Origin of the sequence: Halobacteriovorax sp. YZS-3-1 (assembly GCF_047084945.1) — a bacterium.
GTDB classification, from domain to species: domain Bacteria; phylum Bdellovibrionota; class Bacteriovoracia; order Bacteriovoracales; family Bacteriovoracaceae; genus Halobacteriovorax_A; species Halobacteriovorax_A vibrionivorans.
The window spans coordinates 467,706-483,606 of sequence record NZ_JBKIYI010000002.1 but is presented as its reverse complement, the minus strand read 5'-3'; the positions used below and the strand labels follow the sequence as shown (position 1 = coordinate 483,606).

Annotated in this window: 13 protein-coding genes; 3 read left to right on the top strand and 10 right to left on the bottom strand. The window is 32.3% G+C overall.

Annotation, left to right across the window (positions count from 1 at the left end; translation table 11 throughout):
* Window positions 1-3: 3 nt before the first annotated feature.
* The 5 genes from ACMAZI_RS12295 to ACMAZI_RS12275 all read right to left on the bottom strand — a co-directional run bounded on the left by ACMAZI_RS12295 (window position 4) and on the right by ACMAZI_RS12275 (window position 6,702).
* Window positions 4-2,346, bottom strand: coding sequence for an AAA family ATPase (locus ACMAZI_RS12295; RefSeq protein WP_412474176.1), 2,343 nt, complete (start codon window positions 2,344-2,346; stop codon window positions 4-6).
* On the bottom strand, window positions 2,333-3,058 hold the full coding sequence (locus tag ACMAZI_RS12290; RefSeq protein WP_412474175.1) for a hypothetical protein: 726 nt from the start codon (window positions 3,056-3,058) through the stop codon (window positions 2,333-2,335). The genes ACMAZI_RS12295 and ACMAZI_RS12290 overlap by 14 nt, the downstream gene beginning before the upstream one ends.
* On the bottom strand, window positions 3,051-4,301 hold the full coding sequence (locus tag ACMAZI_RS12285) for an ABC-three component system protein (protein WP_412474174.1): 1,251 nt from the start codon (window positions 4,299-4,301) through the stop codon (window positions 3,051-3,053). The genes ACMAZI_RS12290 and ACMAZI_RS12285 overlap by 8 nt, the downstream gene beginning before the upstream one ends.
* Window positions 4,298-6,250 (bottom strand): DUF2779 domain-containing protein, encoded by a 1,953-nt coding sequence (locus tag ACMAZI_RS12280; protein ID WP_412474173.1) that lies wholly within the window; start codon window positions 6,248-6,250, stop codon window positions 4,298-4,300. Before ACMAZI_RS12280 ends, ACMAZI_RS12285 begins: the two co-directional genes overlap by 4 nt.
* A gap of 173 nt (window positions 6,251-6,423) precedes the next feature.
* Window positions 6,424-6,702, bottom strand: a complete 279-nt coding sequence (locus ACMAZI_RS12275; RefSeq protein ID WP_412474172.1) for a hypothetical protein — start codon at window positions 6,700-6,702, stop codon at window positions 6,424-6,426.
* Window positions 6,703-6,860: 158 nt separating this feature from the next.
* On the opposite strand from ACMAZI_RS12275, the gene ACMAZI_RS12270 reads away from it, so the two are divergent.
* Entirely contained in the window at window positions 6,861-7,970 is a 1,110-nt protein-coding gene (locus ACMAZI_RS12270; RefSeq protein WP_412474171.1) for a hypothetical protein, read from the top strand.
* A 64-nt stretch (window positions 7,971-8,034) separates the two neighbouring features.
* Here ACMAZI_RS12270 and ACMAZI_RS12265 read toward each other — a convergent pair whose 3' ends face one another.
* Together ACMAZI_RS12265 and ACMAZI_RS12260 are read right to left on the bottom strand one after the other, a co-directional pair.
* Window positions 8,035-8,349 carry a hypothetical protein gene (locus ACMAZI_RS12265; protein ID WP_412474170.1) on the bottom strand — a complete coding sequence of 105 codons (315 nt, stop codon included), beginning with the start codon at window positions 8,347-8,349 and terminating at the stop codon, window positions 8,035-8,037.
* Window positions 8,342-8,539 (bottom strand): hypothetical protein, encoded by a 198-nt coding sequence (locus ACMAZI_RS12260; RefSeq protein ID WP_412474169.1) that lies wholly within the window; start codon window positions 8,537-8,539, stop codon window positions 8,342-8,344. The genes ACMAZI_RS12265 and ACMAZI_RS12260 overlap by 8 nt, the downstream gene beginning before the upstream one ends.
* Before the next feature lie 45 nt (window positions 8,540-8,584).
* Between ACMAZI_RS12260 and ACMAZI_RS12255 the strand changes: the two genes are divergently transcribed.
* Both ACMAZI_RS12255 and ACMAZI_RS12250 read left to right on the top strand, forming a co-directional pair.
* Window positions 8,585-9,310 carry a hypothetical protein gene (locus ACMAZI_RS12255; protein WP_412474168.1) on the top strand — a complete coding sequence of 242 codons (726 nt, stop codon included), beginning with the start codon at window positions 8,585-8,587 and terminating at the stop codon, window positions 9,308-9,310.
* Window positions 9,311-9,368: 58 nt separating this feature from the next.
* Window positions 9,369-9,845 carry a hypothetical protein gene (locus ACMAZI_RS12250; protein WP_412474167.1) on the top strand — a complete coding sequence of 159 codons (477 nt, stop codon included), beginning with the start codon at window positions 9,369-9,371 and terminating at the stop codon, window positions 9,843-9,845.
* A 407-nt stretch (window positions 9,846-10,252) separates the two neighbouring features.
* Here ACMAZI_RS12250 and ACMAZI_RS12245 read toward each other — a convergent pair whose 3' ends face one another.
* Genes ACMAZI_RS12245 through ACMAZI_RS12235 form a run of 3 tightly spaced genes read right to left on the bottom strand, consistent with a single transcriptional unit; the run spans window position 10,253 to window position 15,900 of the window.
* The gene (locus ACMAZI_RS12245; protein ID WP_412474166.1) at window positions 10,253-13,246 is read right to left on the bottom strand and encodes a DEAD/DEAH box helicase family protein; all 2,994 of its coding nucleotides are present in this window, start codon (window positions 13,244-13,246) and stop codon (window positions 10,253-10,255) included.
* A gap of 7 nt (window positions 13,247-13,253) precedes the next feature.
* Window positions 13,254-15,050: a site-specific DNA-methyltransferase gene (locus ACMAZI_RS12240; protein WP_412474165.1), complete on the bottom strand. Its 1,797-nt coding sequence runs from the start codon at window positions 15,048-15,050 to the stop codon at window positions 13,254-13,256.
* A 16-nt stretch (window positions 15,051-15,066) separates the two neighbouring features.
* Window positions 15,067-15,900 carry a PD-(D/E)XK nuclease family protein gene (locus tag ACMAZI_RS12235; RefSeq protein WP_412474164.1) on the bottom strand — a complete coding sequence of 278 codons (834 nt, stop codon included), beginning with the start codon at window positions 15,898-15,900 and terminating at the stop codon, window positions 15,067-15,069.
* Window position 15,901 lies beyond the last annotated feature (1 nt).

Genomic DNA, 15,901 nt, shown 5'->3' with positions numbered 1-15,901 from the left:
ATCCTACTTGAATCTCAGGTTTTTCATATTTAAGCAATTTGAAATAGCATCAGAGCTTTCAAATTTATAATCCATATATAAGGAAATATGCTCTTCGTGTGTAGAGAGAATTAAATGATAATTTGAAAAATCACTTCTCAGCAACTCAACTAGTGAAGATATATTTACTTCATCCATGCTCTGCACGGGGTCATCGATAAGCATCAAGTTATTTTGAGCGTATACCCGATTCAGGGCCAACATGAAAGAAATTACCAATATTGATAATTGACCAGAACTCAAAGAAAAAAGTGCATCATGAGAAGTCTTTAAATCTGTTTTAAACTTTACTCCTCGAAGCTCCTTATCCATATCTATATCAATAAAAAAGCCACTCCCTCTATTGAAGGTCTGAATAATTCTACCGCTGTAAATGTAGAAAGGAATTTCTATTGCAGAAATTACTCTCGATTTATATTTGTTAATCCTTTTTTCGTAAATCCTTGTAAGCTTTTTTATGTTTGTAATCATTGGTCCAAACAGCTTTTTCTGCTCATTTTTTTTAGTTATCAACTTCTCAAGTTTTAATATCTTATCGCTTTGTTTTTTTGCAATCTCGTTTTCAACATATTCGATCTTCTTTACAAGTAGACTCTTATTGAACTTTTCTAGTGCCGCAAGCTTGCCATTAAAATATTCTCTAAGTAAATCTCTGTAAACCTGGTCATAGAATTCATCCTCAACGTCTTTCACTTGTTTCTCTAGTAAATCTTTTAGATTCTCAACTTTTTCATTAATCTCTTTTTCCGATAATGCCAAGTCACTATTAACAAGATCGCTAATATCTAATTTTAAAGAATTCAGACCTTTCATAAATGTTTTGTATTCATCCGATGTCTTCTGTTCATAAACAAGAAGATTATAATAAGATGTTGGCATATCTTCTTCTAAAGAAGTAATTTTCTTTTTCACCTTTTCAACTAATTTCACAATTAAAGTATTCCCGAATTTCTCAATATCCTTTTGAATTCTCCCTACTTTCTTTGTTATATTCTTTTTAATTTGCACCGTTAGATTATCTATATTTTTCTTGAGACTTTCGGCGTCTTCATATTGGAACCCACAGAGCAAACATTCTGAACTATCTTTAACATGAGAAGATGTTAAATGTTTTTCCAGTTTACTACGGTCATTTTGCAATGAAGCAAAATATTGTTCTTCAATACCGATTTCTTTTGTTCTTTCACCTAAGTCATCTAGTTGCCCATAAAATTCCTCAGTGAACTTCTTTGTTAAATCAACATAATTAAAAAGTTTTTCAAAATCAACATCATCTAAGGAGCTTAAGCCTGTAAACTTCATTAACTTTGAAGACATTCTCTCCAAATATTTTTTAATTTTTTCATTATCTTTAAAATCTTTTAATCTATCCTGAAAAAAAGAACTACTAACATGGTATTTAAGCAAAGTATCATTTGCTTTATATCTCTCTAAAAACGTATTAATTCTCGCTTGCTTAAAATCAGCAAAGTAATCCTTCATAAAAATCAAATTCTTGACTTCTGGTTTATGAATGGATTCCCATTTCTGATATCCAAAGGTTATTTCTTCCTCATCCCAATCACAAAAAACTTCAGGAAAGATTTCTTTATAACTTACTTCTTTAATATTTTTTTCAATTAATCCCGTTTTCAAATCAGTTAATTCTTTTTTCTTTGCATTAATGTCTTCTGACAATTCTTTCTCTAGAGATCTCAAGTAATCTAGCTTTTTACAAATACTAGAATATTCTTTTTCTTCCTTTACTGTGTGAAATAGATACGACAGAAACTCAGTTCTATCCCCCTCTTTCCTTTTTAATAGAAAAGCACTTTCATCTTGCTCTACATAATGCATTACTGGATATGATTCCCTGAATCCTTGTCCAAGGGCTAGTTCGACCTCATCCTCAGAAAAGAAATCTGCCTCCTCAACACCATCATCAAATTTATTGAGTTTATAAAGATTAAAATTTGTAAAATCGGTTGGATTATTTTTCTCACCATGACCCCACTTTGCATAGCGACATAAAAAAAGCCGTTTACCGTCAATTACCAACTCTGCCTTTATAAACGTTTCATCTAATTCTAAATCGTTTACGAGTAGGTTATCTTCAAATCGTTTTCTCAAATCTACATCACTTTTTTTTCTAACAAGTCTGTTTATCTCACCTGTTAGTAGCAACTCGACAGCATCAAAAAATGACGTTTTTCCGTAACCATTGGGTCCATCCAAAATCAGAACATCTGAGTCTTTAAATTCAATTTCTTCGTTTCTAAAAACTTTAAAGTTAAATATTTGTATTTTTATAATCTTAATTCGTTTCATTCTTATAAAAGTCCTCTAAACGCTGTAAACATTTATTAATACTATCTTCTGTAGAGACACCATCTATAAAACTTTGATATCTCTGAAGATTTTCCTCCTCAATTCCATCCTGTATTTCACTTGTTACATCATAATAAAAATCACCTTTGGAAGAAATCTTTATAAAAGGTAACTTAATTAATATCTTTAACAATAATCCATACCAACCGAGGTATTCTTTTTGATTTTTAAATTCTGAGAACTTTATCGAATTTAGAACTTGATTCTTCACAAAACCTGTAAAATCTTGATCAATTAAACTTTCGAATTCTGTAATTAAGGAATTTAGTTCATAAGTAGTGTAGGAAAAAATATGTTTTTTAAATATATATTTGTTTTCTTCTACTAGCTGATACTTATCAATTACATTATACCTCGATTTAAGATCATCATCGTCGTTTTCTTCACCGAGAACATCATCATTTAAATGTACTAATATCAATGTTGTATTTTTCAACTGTTGATTATCCCAAGGAACAAGTTCCGAGACCGAACTATAAACACAATCATAAAACTCTCTATTGAGAAACTCATCTAAACTAGCGCTTTCTATAACAACGTAATTTGAAAAACCTGAATTGCTCTTAAACAAAACTGCTTTCTTTTTCTCAACACTAAATCCCACGGACTCAAACCCATACTCACTAAAAACATTTGTTAAAAATTTAATCATATTCAATTCCTAATAAATCTAAAGCTGCTCTAATATTTAAAATTTCAATTTTTTTAGGTTCAATAAAATTATCTCCATCACCTGGATATGGGTTTATCTTATCTGTATTTTCGTTCATATAGGCAAACAAATTCGAAATATTTACTTCACTTGAAACTATGATATCTCCTGTATAAAAGAGCTTACCAAGCTCTTTCACATCAAACATTGCTTCATATAATTTTTCAGCGAAAGGTAGAGTAGATCTAAGGCCTGAGTCTTTCATACCTGTTGGAATTAAAGTCTTTCCCTTATTATTTACTTCATATCTATATTTGTTCTCATTAAATGAACCTAACTCAAAAGTTTTCCATACAAATAACAGGAACGGGACATCAAATCCTTTTGGTTTGAGAGATATAATATTTTTAGTCTCTAAACCAGTTGTTCTGACCTCATCAGGCTTTAATATTTGTAAAAATTGAAAAAAATTAAGATCAGATAAATTATTAAACTTTTCAGCAATAGTTACTAGGTGCTCATACTCTTCACCGTCTATATCTTCATCATGTATAAAATCGCTAACCATAATTGAAAAGTGCTGTCTCATTACGCTACTAACATTCGTAATTGAAAGTTCTAAGCCAGGGTAAAAATCTTCAATAATCTGCAAAAAATCTTGAACTCCAATTGCCCTATTTACAATATTTAAAGGTGTATGGTTTTCCATATTTTCATGATGTGCATCAAGTACTAATTCAACTACTTTCTTGTTCAATTTATCGTTCAATATACGAAACTCAGATTCTCCCAATTGCTTTTCGTTGAATTGATCTTGAACTAATTTTTTCAACGCCCTAATTTGCATATCCTCAACGTCTTTAATTGGAACAAAGCTTGCACCTTCAATGCTATACCGAATGACATCAGGATCACTATAATCTCTTATGTTTACACTTGTATGAAGGAATGGAGATACTCCTCCAAGAGACGCTGATTTTTGTTTTAAAGATTCAATTGCATCAGTATACCCACCTGAAGTGTCAACCTTTTTACATTTTACTTGATGAATAGAAATACAATCCCCTCCATTGTCTTTAAAAGAAAAGTCATCCAACTTTTCAATTTCTAGAATACACTCTTTAAAATAATCATAATTTTCATTAAGCTCATTTAATGTCACTAGTAGAGCGATCATCCCCTGATACACAAACCCACTCCAACTGGTGATCGCTTTCACATTCTCTTCAACTATTACAGTCATTTTTTTACCCACTCCCTCCAAGCCTCAAAAATCATAACCATGGCCATCGTATCAAGCTCACAGTAACGAAGAACAGCACTTGAAAGTTCTTTTCTCTCAATCTCACTCATCTCACTGAATTGCATACGTCCATAAGCAGTTAAAGCCGCTCCACCGTTTGCTAGCTCATCATCTTCAGTCAATATCTCTAAATTCTTATCACTAACATCTGTAAACATCTTTGGAAGCTTCTTGTATGGATCAACCACTTTGCCATCCCTAATTTCAAGCCACTGCCAGTCTTTAAAGTTTAAACTCTTAATACCATTCTCTGTCCCGTAGATAGGCTTCCCATACTTCTCTTTGAGAAAGTCGCTAGAATTTAAAATAGCAGGAAGTACAGCTTTGATTGAATTTGAACCACGTGTTGCTGGATCATAGTAGTATCTTTTCACAAGATGCCACAGGTCCACCATATTCCTATCACCTTCCCATTTTTCAGCCATCGAACTTGAAGACGTTGTAATAGTCTTAATAAATTCACAAAGCTCTTCTCTATCTGGGATATCAGATTCATCTTCTCTAAGCTGACGGTAGATATGATTTAAAAATGTATTCTCATGAGGTGAGTATCTAAAAATAGTTCCCTCATCCCCTTCAAGTTGACGCTTAAACTCTCTTAGAAATTCATAATTAGGAAACTCTCCAATATTGGTATTTAAAAACTCGCCTGAATGCTCAACTCTACCATCCTCATACACAGTATGATGTGAAAATTGAAAAGCAATCGCTTCATAAGGACGTCTCCCCTTATTAAAGGGAATCGCAACCATCGTTGTTTCAAAATCGATAAAATGTAACGGATATGTCCACTTATCCATTTCAAGTTTTAGTCCATAAGCATCGAAGTATGGTGTAGTGTCATTATTTAATACCTTCTCGACTTGGAGCCACTTTCTTTCTTTTGCAGAAATCCCTGGCTTACCATCAGTATCTGGCTCAAAGTCATCAATAGTCAGATCCGATAATTTAATACGTTCTGCTTCAATGAGTTTTTGCTTACCAGTAAATGACCAAATCTCTAAAACATTTGGCTCTTCAAAGTCAGCATCATCCCAACTTAAAGTTTCTTTCCAACACTCTTTAAATCCACTTTTATATCCTTGGACCTCATCTTCCTTACTACATTGAAATTCACAGCCTGCACAATGAGAACCAATTGGGAAAATTATCTTTTCATCTTTTTCATATGCTGATGCAAAGTATTTAATATTTTCTAAGAAGATACCATCTTCCATTATCGTATCAATGACATCATCAACTGGAACTTTGACAAGAATTTGTTCTTTAAGGTCTTCTTTACTTAAAGAATTAGAAACAATACACCCCTTACGATTACTATCATCTCTCCTAATCTTAAATTTTTGATTTAGACCATCGACAGGACATAGAGACGTCTTATCTGGTAACATCAGGAAACTCTCCAAATTAGAGTTAGGAAACTTTGAAGTTAAGACATGCCTTTGAAAGGCAATATCTTCTAAATATGGCCTCCAACTTGAAAGGATTCCCCCTCTCTTGCCAACAAAGCGACTTTTGGCAGGATCGAAAGATTTAGCCTTTACTTCAATGAGTTCAAAATGATTTCCATTTTTTACAAGTATATCAATTCTAATAAATAAATTATTGAACCTAATGGCCGGTTCATAGATAATAACTTTATCCTGCTTCAGTAACTCATCAGTCAGTCTCTCAGCTTCTTCATAAACAAGAGTCGTAATATCATGGCCATCTGGGTGATAGCACTTAGCAAGTTCACCTACCTGAAACCCCCCTTCAGCGAGTGCAGCTAAAAAGGAATCATCCATTTTAGAATTTAAATATTCTTTCTTTCCTGTATAGAAAAGCTTTGTAGGACATTCCATACCTAGCTTGAATCTTGATTTGGTTAAGTATCGAGGTTTTGTCATGCCTTTTAATCGGCATTTCTGAGAGAAAATATGAACAAAAACAGTACTTTAAGGAATTCTAAAAGAAAGTTCTGTAACCTAGCGAATTAACTTAACAAGCTCAATTACATGGGAAAAGTTATAATAAAGAGGGCCATACTTGTTGGCCCTCTCAATTATAAAAAGTTTAATGATCAGCTAGTTTGCTTACTATATTTTAAAAATGAAGATAATTGTGAGTTATTAAGTTCATGATCTGAAGTATTAGCAGAATCATAAAGATCACCGAATACAGTTTTACCATAAGCAATATCCATTGCTCTCCCGTGATCAAGTGAATTATTACTCATACCATTAACATGCTTAACCGCTACACAACCTAAAGCTGTAAGTAAACCACACCCAATAGCTTTCGCAATAGTCTCACCCAAAGGTGCTAAGTTCTTCTTTTCTACATTATTTTTTTCATTCATAATCAATCTCCTGGATAATAATGATTTTCTCATAAGGGTATTATCTCCTGCTTATTTTTAAATTCAAAAAGTTGAGAAAACTATAAAGAACAACCAGTAATATCAATGAGTTGCGCATAAAATTTAAGATAATTAAGGAAATATGCCGATATGAGACTATGGCGAGAAGAAGTGAAGTATTTAAACAACTTGAAGCTTTAGACTGGAATTTTAGCGAAAAAGAAACTTTCGATATTCTTGAATTCTCAAAAGTACTTTTTGAGCTAATAAAGAATAACGAACAATTACATTTCAAAAAGACAAAAAATATTTTACAAGACCCACGTATCAATCGTATTAGTAAGTTATATGAAATTTACGAAGATTTCTTTTATTTAAATTTAAAAAATCTCACGAGTCACAAAGAATTTGAATTTATAAACTTTGATAATCAAAGAGATCAATACTTATTTCGAGCATTTTCAGCAATAGTGACATATCACTTTTTCAGGTCAGCACATGATTCTATAAATAAAAATGAGTACTTTATATTTACCTCGGATTGGAATAGTTGTAATTACACTCTACCACACAGTAAGAGTGTACATAGAAATCCAGATAAGAAAATTAGAAGATCTACAAGCCTAAAAGATATTTCCACTCATGAAGATAAGGTGTCGAAACTTATCGAGAGAAACCTTAAATACAGAAAAGAGCTTGAACTTCCAGAATACAATGAAGCTGATGTCTATAGCTTTATTCAGTTCGCAATAATAAAGTCTATTTACCTTAACCAGGAAGCAAGTAAAGAATTTCCCAAGACAAACGAAAGAAAAACTAACGCAATTTTTATTACAAATATACTTTCCTCATTTTATAGTTTGCCACTCCCCAAGAGTATTCACAATGGAGTCGAGTTTAATAGCAAACTGATAATGAAAGAGTTATGCTTATTAGATAGAAATGATTGTTTAGTGCCAAATATTAATGAGTGGACTCTTGCCTATCGAGACTCGATAAAAAGATACAATTTTCAATCAGAATCACTTTTTGGACAAACATATTGCGGCAAAAACTTTAACAACAATAGCTTTATAAACAACCTTGAACACCACCGGTTCTCTATTATTCTTGAAACATGTCTAATACTAGCATCTCTTGAGGAGACAAGCGTATATCTTATTGAGGACTTCTATCTATCTGGAGAAGTTAACAAGTCTAATCGAAAAAATATGGAAAAAGTACTAAAGATGCACTCTCACCTAAAAGAAAAAAAAGAATCTGCTTAAACCACCAAGAATGGCCCAGGTGCTTTTTCGTTGACCTTGCGTAAAGAAAAATCACCTGGAACATTTATTTTATACCCCTTTTTGCCCTTTCATCGGCTAAAAGGCTTCTATATTTTTCTAATAATGGGTTATTGTACTTCTTAATTAAAGCACTATCCTCCACGGAACTGGAGCTCACAAATTCCTCTAAAATTTCTTCTGCTTCTGCTAGTGTCATTTCATTATATTCATTTCTCATTTTTTCCCTATAGGAGTCTCCATATACAGCTGTCATATCAGATCCTTTTGCATGTTTAACCTGCTCCTGCTTCCACATCTCTTCACTCATCGTCGTAGATAGTGCATTCTTTCTAGCCTCTTTAGTTGATTTCCTAGACATTACCTTCCTCCTTCAAACCTCTAATATATGAAAACAGAAATATAGCAAATTCATCGAGGGCTTCATTTTTACTCTGCCCAATGAATATTTGCTGAAAGGGTATTCCACCTTCAAGAAAAAAACCTTCATCTCTCTCGAGTAAATAAGCGTTTCCACCACCCATATCTTTAAATTTTAAAATTACATTCATTACCACCCCCTTGAACAATATCAGTATTACATATACAATGGACACATGGCGTCCAACAATAAATATGAATCTAAACATCTCTATTTACAAAGTTTAATTGCTGAAATTTTAAGGGATCGCACAGAGGGCAATGCTTTAACAATTTCAGAAATTCACAGTAAGCTCGAAGATAATTACGACTATTTTTGTGCTAGAAAAACTGTGGCCCGTAATATCCATGGAATGAGTGATAATTTCAAACTCCTCTCAATCGGAGAACGTCCTGTACGCTATTGGATCGATTCATTTTTTGAACCGGATGTAACGATTTCCTTGCAACCCAAAGACCTTCAACTAATCACCTATGCTTTAAGAAACTTAAGAGATTCATCTAACTCTCCTCTTTCAAAGGCATTTACTGAAGCTGAGACTGCACTTTTAACAGCGTTACCCAAGCAGATCAAAGACGACTTGAAATATGCAGTAAAGTCTTACAAGATGACAGGAAAGGGCAGAAACATAAAAGTATGGCCTAAGAATAATATTGAAAAAATATTCGTGGCCATACGAAAGAAATACTGGATAAGGGCCAAGGTAAAAAATAAGATGTTTAACGACCAAGAACGCGATATCCATCGTAAGCTTGCTATTAAACATATCTGGTTCTCAGATGGAATCCCTTTTATTGAAGTATACGATCAACTGACTGACTCTTTGATAGTCATCTCTGCTACTGAATTAAATAGCATTGAACTATCTTTTAACAAAATTGACCGATCTATATTTTCATAGCCTCTTATTGGACACCATATGACAACTTGTATTCGTATGATGAAAAAAAGGGGGAAATATGGAAACCAAGACCAGCATTTTAGAAAGCCAGTACATCGAAGATTTCTTGCTAACGACAGATTTATTATTAAAATCTAGAGATAGAGATCTAGTTCGTTGCCTAATAAATTATACAAACGATGATGACTTGTACTACCACATACTAAGAACACAAGGACAATTACTATTAAAATCTAAAAATATTTTTGATAAGCAAACATACCAAAAATTAACTAATGATTATATAAGAATCTCAAAACAATGTGACTTATATTCCAAAAAACAGAAAATAAATCAGGTTTCTTTAAAAAATGAAGTTCTAAAATTTTCTGATAGCCATGGAAATAGCTTCATCATTATTGAATTTAATTCTAAGTACTACTTAACAGGAAAAAGAATACATGGCCCACTCTTTATTTGTGATAACTTAGAGGATACTGAAGATTTATTTGCTCAATTTATTTATGATTTCTATCGTCTAAATAATAGAAAATGAAAATGTTCAAGTTAATTTAATAGAGGTGTGTTTTGTTATTCTTCCACTGTCTACCGAGTACTTCCGTTATCATTTAAACCAACAACAACTATAATATAAATAAGAAAAATAAAGAATGGAGTTGCATATACAAGTTGCTTAGTAATGTTATTCATGATGACCTCAGAGAATTTATCTTATTAGATAATTATAACTCAGATCATCAATTCAAGCATTTTTCTCAAGGAACACTAATTCTAACCCCTGCCACACCGTTGCCACACGGCAAGGCAACCACCACGAAAAGCTGAATAATATTAAACAGTTAGGAGATCGTGGTGGAGGTGGTGGGGGCATTATAACTAATTGAAATAATGCCTAATGATTTAATCAATATTACAAAATATTACAATGATAAAAATTTATGATTAGTCCATCCAATCCGATGTTTTATCAGTAACATGCCTGTAGTTTACTCCCAGTTTCGAAAAATATTTCTCAGCACATTTGATTTTATGCCCTTCACTACTTCTTTGAAGCTTTGATATATCCTCACTTCCTTTTGTTTCTCGAACCAACTCAACAACAACTTTTTTATCGCTATCAATTTGTCTAATAACACCCCAGTCAGGATTATAGTTTCCTATCACTTTTGGCAAAGAAATTCTAAAGCCAGGGGGAAACTTAAAGTAAGCTACAATATTACCATCACCATCATCTTGATGAAGTTTATTAAGAACAAACCTTTCTTCTACTTGTGAATCAATCTGTATTTGATTATAAAGTGAATTTTCAGAACCATTAATTACTTCCCTTTGTACATACAGAACCTTTTCGGGGAACATTTCTTCAATATCATACTGAAGCTCACCATGCGAGATTTCATACTCAATGTTTTTAGCAATATGATCTGACAATGTACTCTGTACGACCTTAACATATGCATTTGAAAATCCTTCTGGATTAATCTTTTGCAATCTTTTCTTTTCGTCGGAAATATTCTTATATATTGCAACGAGTGTCTTCCTTGTTAAACTTGTTGCCTCCATTGCCCTTTTAATAAAGTTTACATTCTTCTCCATTTTAGAGGTTAGTATCTTCTCACTTTCCTCTACGTCTATCTCCCCACTAACATGGAACTTTATTTTTTTATCAAAACTCAAGGTCTGTCCATTAGTAAAACTGACCATTGAGGATTCTCCTCTATCTATAATTTCTACAATTTTATAGTCTTTTAAGCCTTCAGCTTCTGAATCAAGGATGTCTCCAACTCTATATCGATCAGTTATTTTCCTTAAGCCTTCCCTGGTGTTCTTTCTAGTTACAACTATTTCAGCTTCACCTTCTTGAACACCAACCAATCTTAAGGCTACTCTAGTAATTGAAAACTCTCCAAAGGAAAGTGTAATCTTTCTATTTGGTATATCATTTTTCATAGAATTAAATTTTGCAACACACTCTGAAATTAACTCCTCTGTATTTATTTTAATTAAATATTTTGACCTACTTGAAAGCTTTTTCCAGAATTCCCTAAACTCTTCTCTTTTAAAGATAGAATTATTTCTTTCAGCAAGAGATTTCTTTGCATTGCGAGGTTGAGTAGGAGTCACGTCGCCATTACTTTCGTACTCTAGTTGTAAATTACTGCAAAAACTTTTATAAGACTCATTAGGTATTACTGTTAATATATTTACATCTTCATCTAAACAACGATTTCCATTCTGATCAACCGCCAATCTCATCCCACGGCCTACAATTTGTCTTTTTGTATCATCACTTGGAGTTTCCCTTAGTGTACAAATCTGAAAAACATTTGGATTGTCCCATCCTTCCTTTAGAGCCGAATGGGCAAAAATAAAACACTTATCATTATCAAAACTTAATAACTCCTCTTTATTCTTCATTATAAGCTCAAACGATTTCTTTTGAGCCATTTGTTGGGACTTCTTTATTTTATCTAATGTCTTTTTGTCATATTTATCTTCAATCTCATCTACATAGTATAATGTATTATTAATACTTACTTGAGAAAAATATCCATCTCTAACTTCTTGTGCACTGAGCTCTTTAAAATGATCATAGTTCTTTTTTAGTTTTTCAAATTCTTCATCAAATAACTTCTTAATCAAGCCATCCTCAGAAATATAGCTTGAAACTCTATCTATAAAAAAGACTGACAAAACTTTGATAGACTTCTCTTTAAGAGAACGTTGTTTCGCAATATGAAACTTTATGGTTTGTCGAATTTGCTCTCTAAATAGAGACTCTTTTTCCTCTGGTGTATTCTGTTTCTCATCCATTCTGAGTGTATCACCATTTTCAAAAATAACTGACTTTGGCCTTAATTTTATATTTTCAACAATAAGCCCTTCATACTCTGTATTTTTTGTTTTTTTGGATATACTATCTCTCACTTTTAATTTTATTGTTTTTTTCTTTTTCAAACCATCTTTTATCACATATGCCTTTAACTTTGCCTCGATTTTGTTATCATTTTTTACAACATCCTCTAAGGTCAAATTATGCATTCCTAGATGTGTATTTTGATCATCTTCATCCGTAACACCTAACACCTGTATTCTTTTTACAAGGCCATGTTTTAATGCATCAACAGGAGAAAGATAATAAATTAAATTTGGTTTTTCTTTAGGTGTAGCTGAAAAGTTATAAGCTACTAAAGGTTTTAACGAACTGAGCGCCTTTTGAGCTATATCTGTAAGATAATTTTGAGATTCATCTAATATCAAAATTGGCCTCGTTTTCTGAACATATTCTATTGGAAGAAGGCTTGAGCCAACCATGCTATCTGTTGTTCGATAAACCTGATTCTGAACCTTATTAAATGAGTCAATAGTTAAAATTAAAACTGAAATATTTGTATCAATTGCAAAATTCTTTAGTGCATTGATATTTTTTCCTTTTAGGACATATGGATTAAAGCCCTTCCCATAAATCATTCTAAAGTGCTGTCTAGTTTGCTCAATATTTTTCAGTACTCCTTCCCAGATTGCTACACTTGGCACGACGATTACAAACTTCGAAAATCCATACGCTTTATTCAACTCAAAGATTGATTTTAAATAAACATAAGTCTTACCAGTACCAGTTTCCATTTCAACTGTGTAGACAGGATAAGAATGTGTTCCAAATCGCTCTATATTTAATGTATTTGACTTTTTATTAAACTCTAGATTTTGACTAACAGCTAGATCATTATTTATTTGTACATCTTGTAAATTTCCAAATAAAAAATCTGCATTTAAGTCATATTCTTGAGTGAAGTTACTCACAATAGATAAATTATCTACATTTTCCTCATCACTTGAAAATGTAAAACCTTTTAATACATCAACTACTGACTCTATTGCTTTAACTTGGTGAGCAAGCCCTGCTTGAAATTTAAATTTAATATCTTTATGCATACATATCCTAAATTGTTATTATTCTACCAAGGTCTGCTAATATCACTTTTTCATTATCAGAAATTGAAGAGTCGAGACATACTAAATAATGAGAATCCTCTTTTAATACTTCTTCAACAGACTCAACTTTTATAGCTTCATCCAAGCAAATAAACAGCTTCATAGTACTGAAATCAGTAGTAACCTCAAAAACTTTGTTCTTACCTAGCTCCAACAAATTTACATTTGAGGAAAGGGGGAATCCCTCTTTTGAAATAATATCCCAAAGCAATTTTTCTTTATTCTCATAATTAATTTCTTCCAAAAAGAAGTCTTGCTGAGTTTTTGTCTTTCTCATTACTTCACTTATTTCAGATATCTCTTCCTTAAATACTGAAACGCCTCTGACTTCTTGTAAGTTTTTTTCAAGATTAGCAATAACCCGTTTAATTCTCTCTTTTGTCAGTTCAGCAAGATTTGCTTCAATATTATTTTCATTACAAAACTTTAAAGCACTTACTTGCCTTTTGTTATTTGAATCTAAATATTCTGGCAATTGGACAATCACAAAACGTCTATTTTTATTCAGACAAGCCACCCCCGTAGTTCCAGAGCCAGCAAAAAAGTCTAAAACTATATCATCTTTATCTGATGTTCCAATATCTATAAGATATTCAATCAAACTTATAGGCTTTGGGTTATCGAAAATATTACTACCAAACATCTCCAGATTTTCTTTGTTGCCATCACTTGTTGTTCCAACTTGATTCAAAATACTTCTTGGCTTTTTCCCTGCAGGAAGTCTTTGCTTAAAATAAACTCCCCACTTATCACCTTTCTTTTCAATTTTTACATCTCCAATTTCAAGATCACTTTTAAACCTTTTTTCTGACCTTAGCCAACTAATTGGATTTCCATTTTCATCTTTATCCATAATTGTTCCATCTGGACATGTAATTGAATAATACTGTTTCCCAGACTTACGCTTAAAGGTATCCCAATAAAACTTCCCCACAGAATCCTCTTCTTTATATCTTTCCAAATACTTTTCACTATACTCTTCAAATAAATGTCCAACTGATTCTTTTTCTTTGGCATACATAAGTATGTATTCATGCTCCACAGCAAGATGCCTGGCATCATTCCCACCACCCTTCTTATTTTGCCATATAAGATGAGAAATAAAGTTTTCTTCGCCAAAGATTTCATTCATCATCAAGGTAAGATTCATCACTTCGTTTTCATCAATACTAATAAAAATGATACCATCATCTTTTAGCAACTCTCTTGCAATTTTTAGTCGTGGATACATCATTGAAAGCCAATTTGAATGAAATCTCCCTGTTGTTTTAGGATTAGCTTGTAATTTTGATCCTGAGTCATCTGAAGCATTAATATCCTTCAAATACTCTGTTTCAGTTTGTTGATAATTATCAACATAAACAAAATCTTTCCCTGTGTTATATGGCGGATCAATATAAATCATCTTTACTTGCTGAACATATGCATTCTTTATGACTTTAAGTACCTCTAAATTGTCACCAATACAAAAAACGTTCTCAGGGTTATTTCCAATGGTGTCAATAAAATTTAAACACTTTGATGATGGTACAAAGCTTAGTTTTTGACTTTTAACTTTACCTGGCCATAACAAACCATAAAAGTCATTTAAATCATCCCCATCTACCATAAATTTACCTAAAGACTGCCTCATCAAAGTCCAGTCTATCTTTCCATCTACAAATGCATCTGGGAAAATTTTGGACAGCATATAAATCTTTTCATCTGTAATATTATATTTCTCTTTAAATTTCTCTACCGACATAATAGCTCCAATTAAATTATTCCTTTAAATTACCTTCAATAAAATCCTCTCTTTCAGTTTCTGACAGATTTTGATTGAAAAAGTTTATAAAATTCTTATCTGTAAATTTATGTGCTCCCATTGAGTATTCTCTATAAGAAGAACATGAAAAACGAATATCGCAGTTTCTGCAAACTCTAGTTGCAAAAATCTGATTTGTTCCTTCTACTTTTTCTTTTAATATCTCAAGCTCAGCAGGAGGAAAACTTCCATCTTCAATTTCATCAACAATCCTTCCGAACTCCTCAATCGTTTTAGACATATCTGTGTCCCTGGTAGGGATATCAATAACTGGTTCCCAGGCTTTAAAACACTTATCTAGCAATGATTTATTTTCAGGAGTCTTGAAAGCATTTTTCAATTGCAGTGGAATCGCAGTTGAAATGATCTGTGTTTTATCAAGGCTTTTTTCATTGATCCCTTCCCAAATATGTCTGTATATATTTAGCTGTTCCTGATAAAGCTCTTTATTAGCTGAAATATATTCACCTTCATGAGTTTTAATATCATACATATTAATTTGATCATTCTCGTTTATCAGATCGACAACTCCCTCAATTGAAAATCTTCTCTCTTTAGGACTAGATTGATTCGATAGAGTTAACTTAATTTCAGCATCTGTAACACTCATTGCAATATGCTTTAATTTAGTAAAATACGCTTTTACTTGCTGAAGAGCATACTTTTTAATATCTCCACTTAACTTGTGGCCACCATCCAGTTGAAGTAATTCATAATTCTCTTCAAATGTTTCATCAATCCATGCTTGGATTTCTTCATCTGAAATTTTATCTATATTAGAGAAATCCATC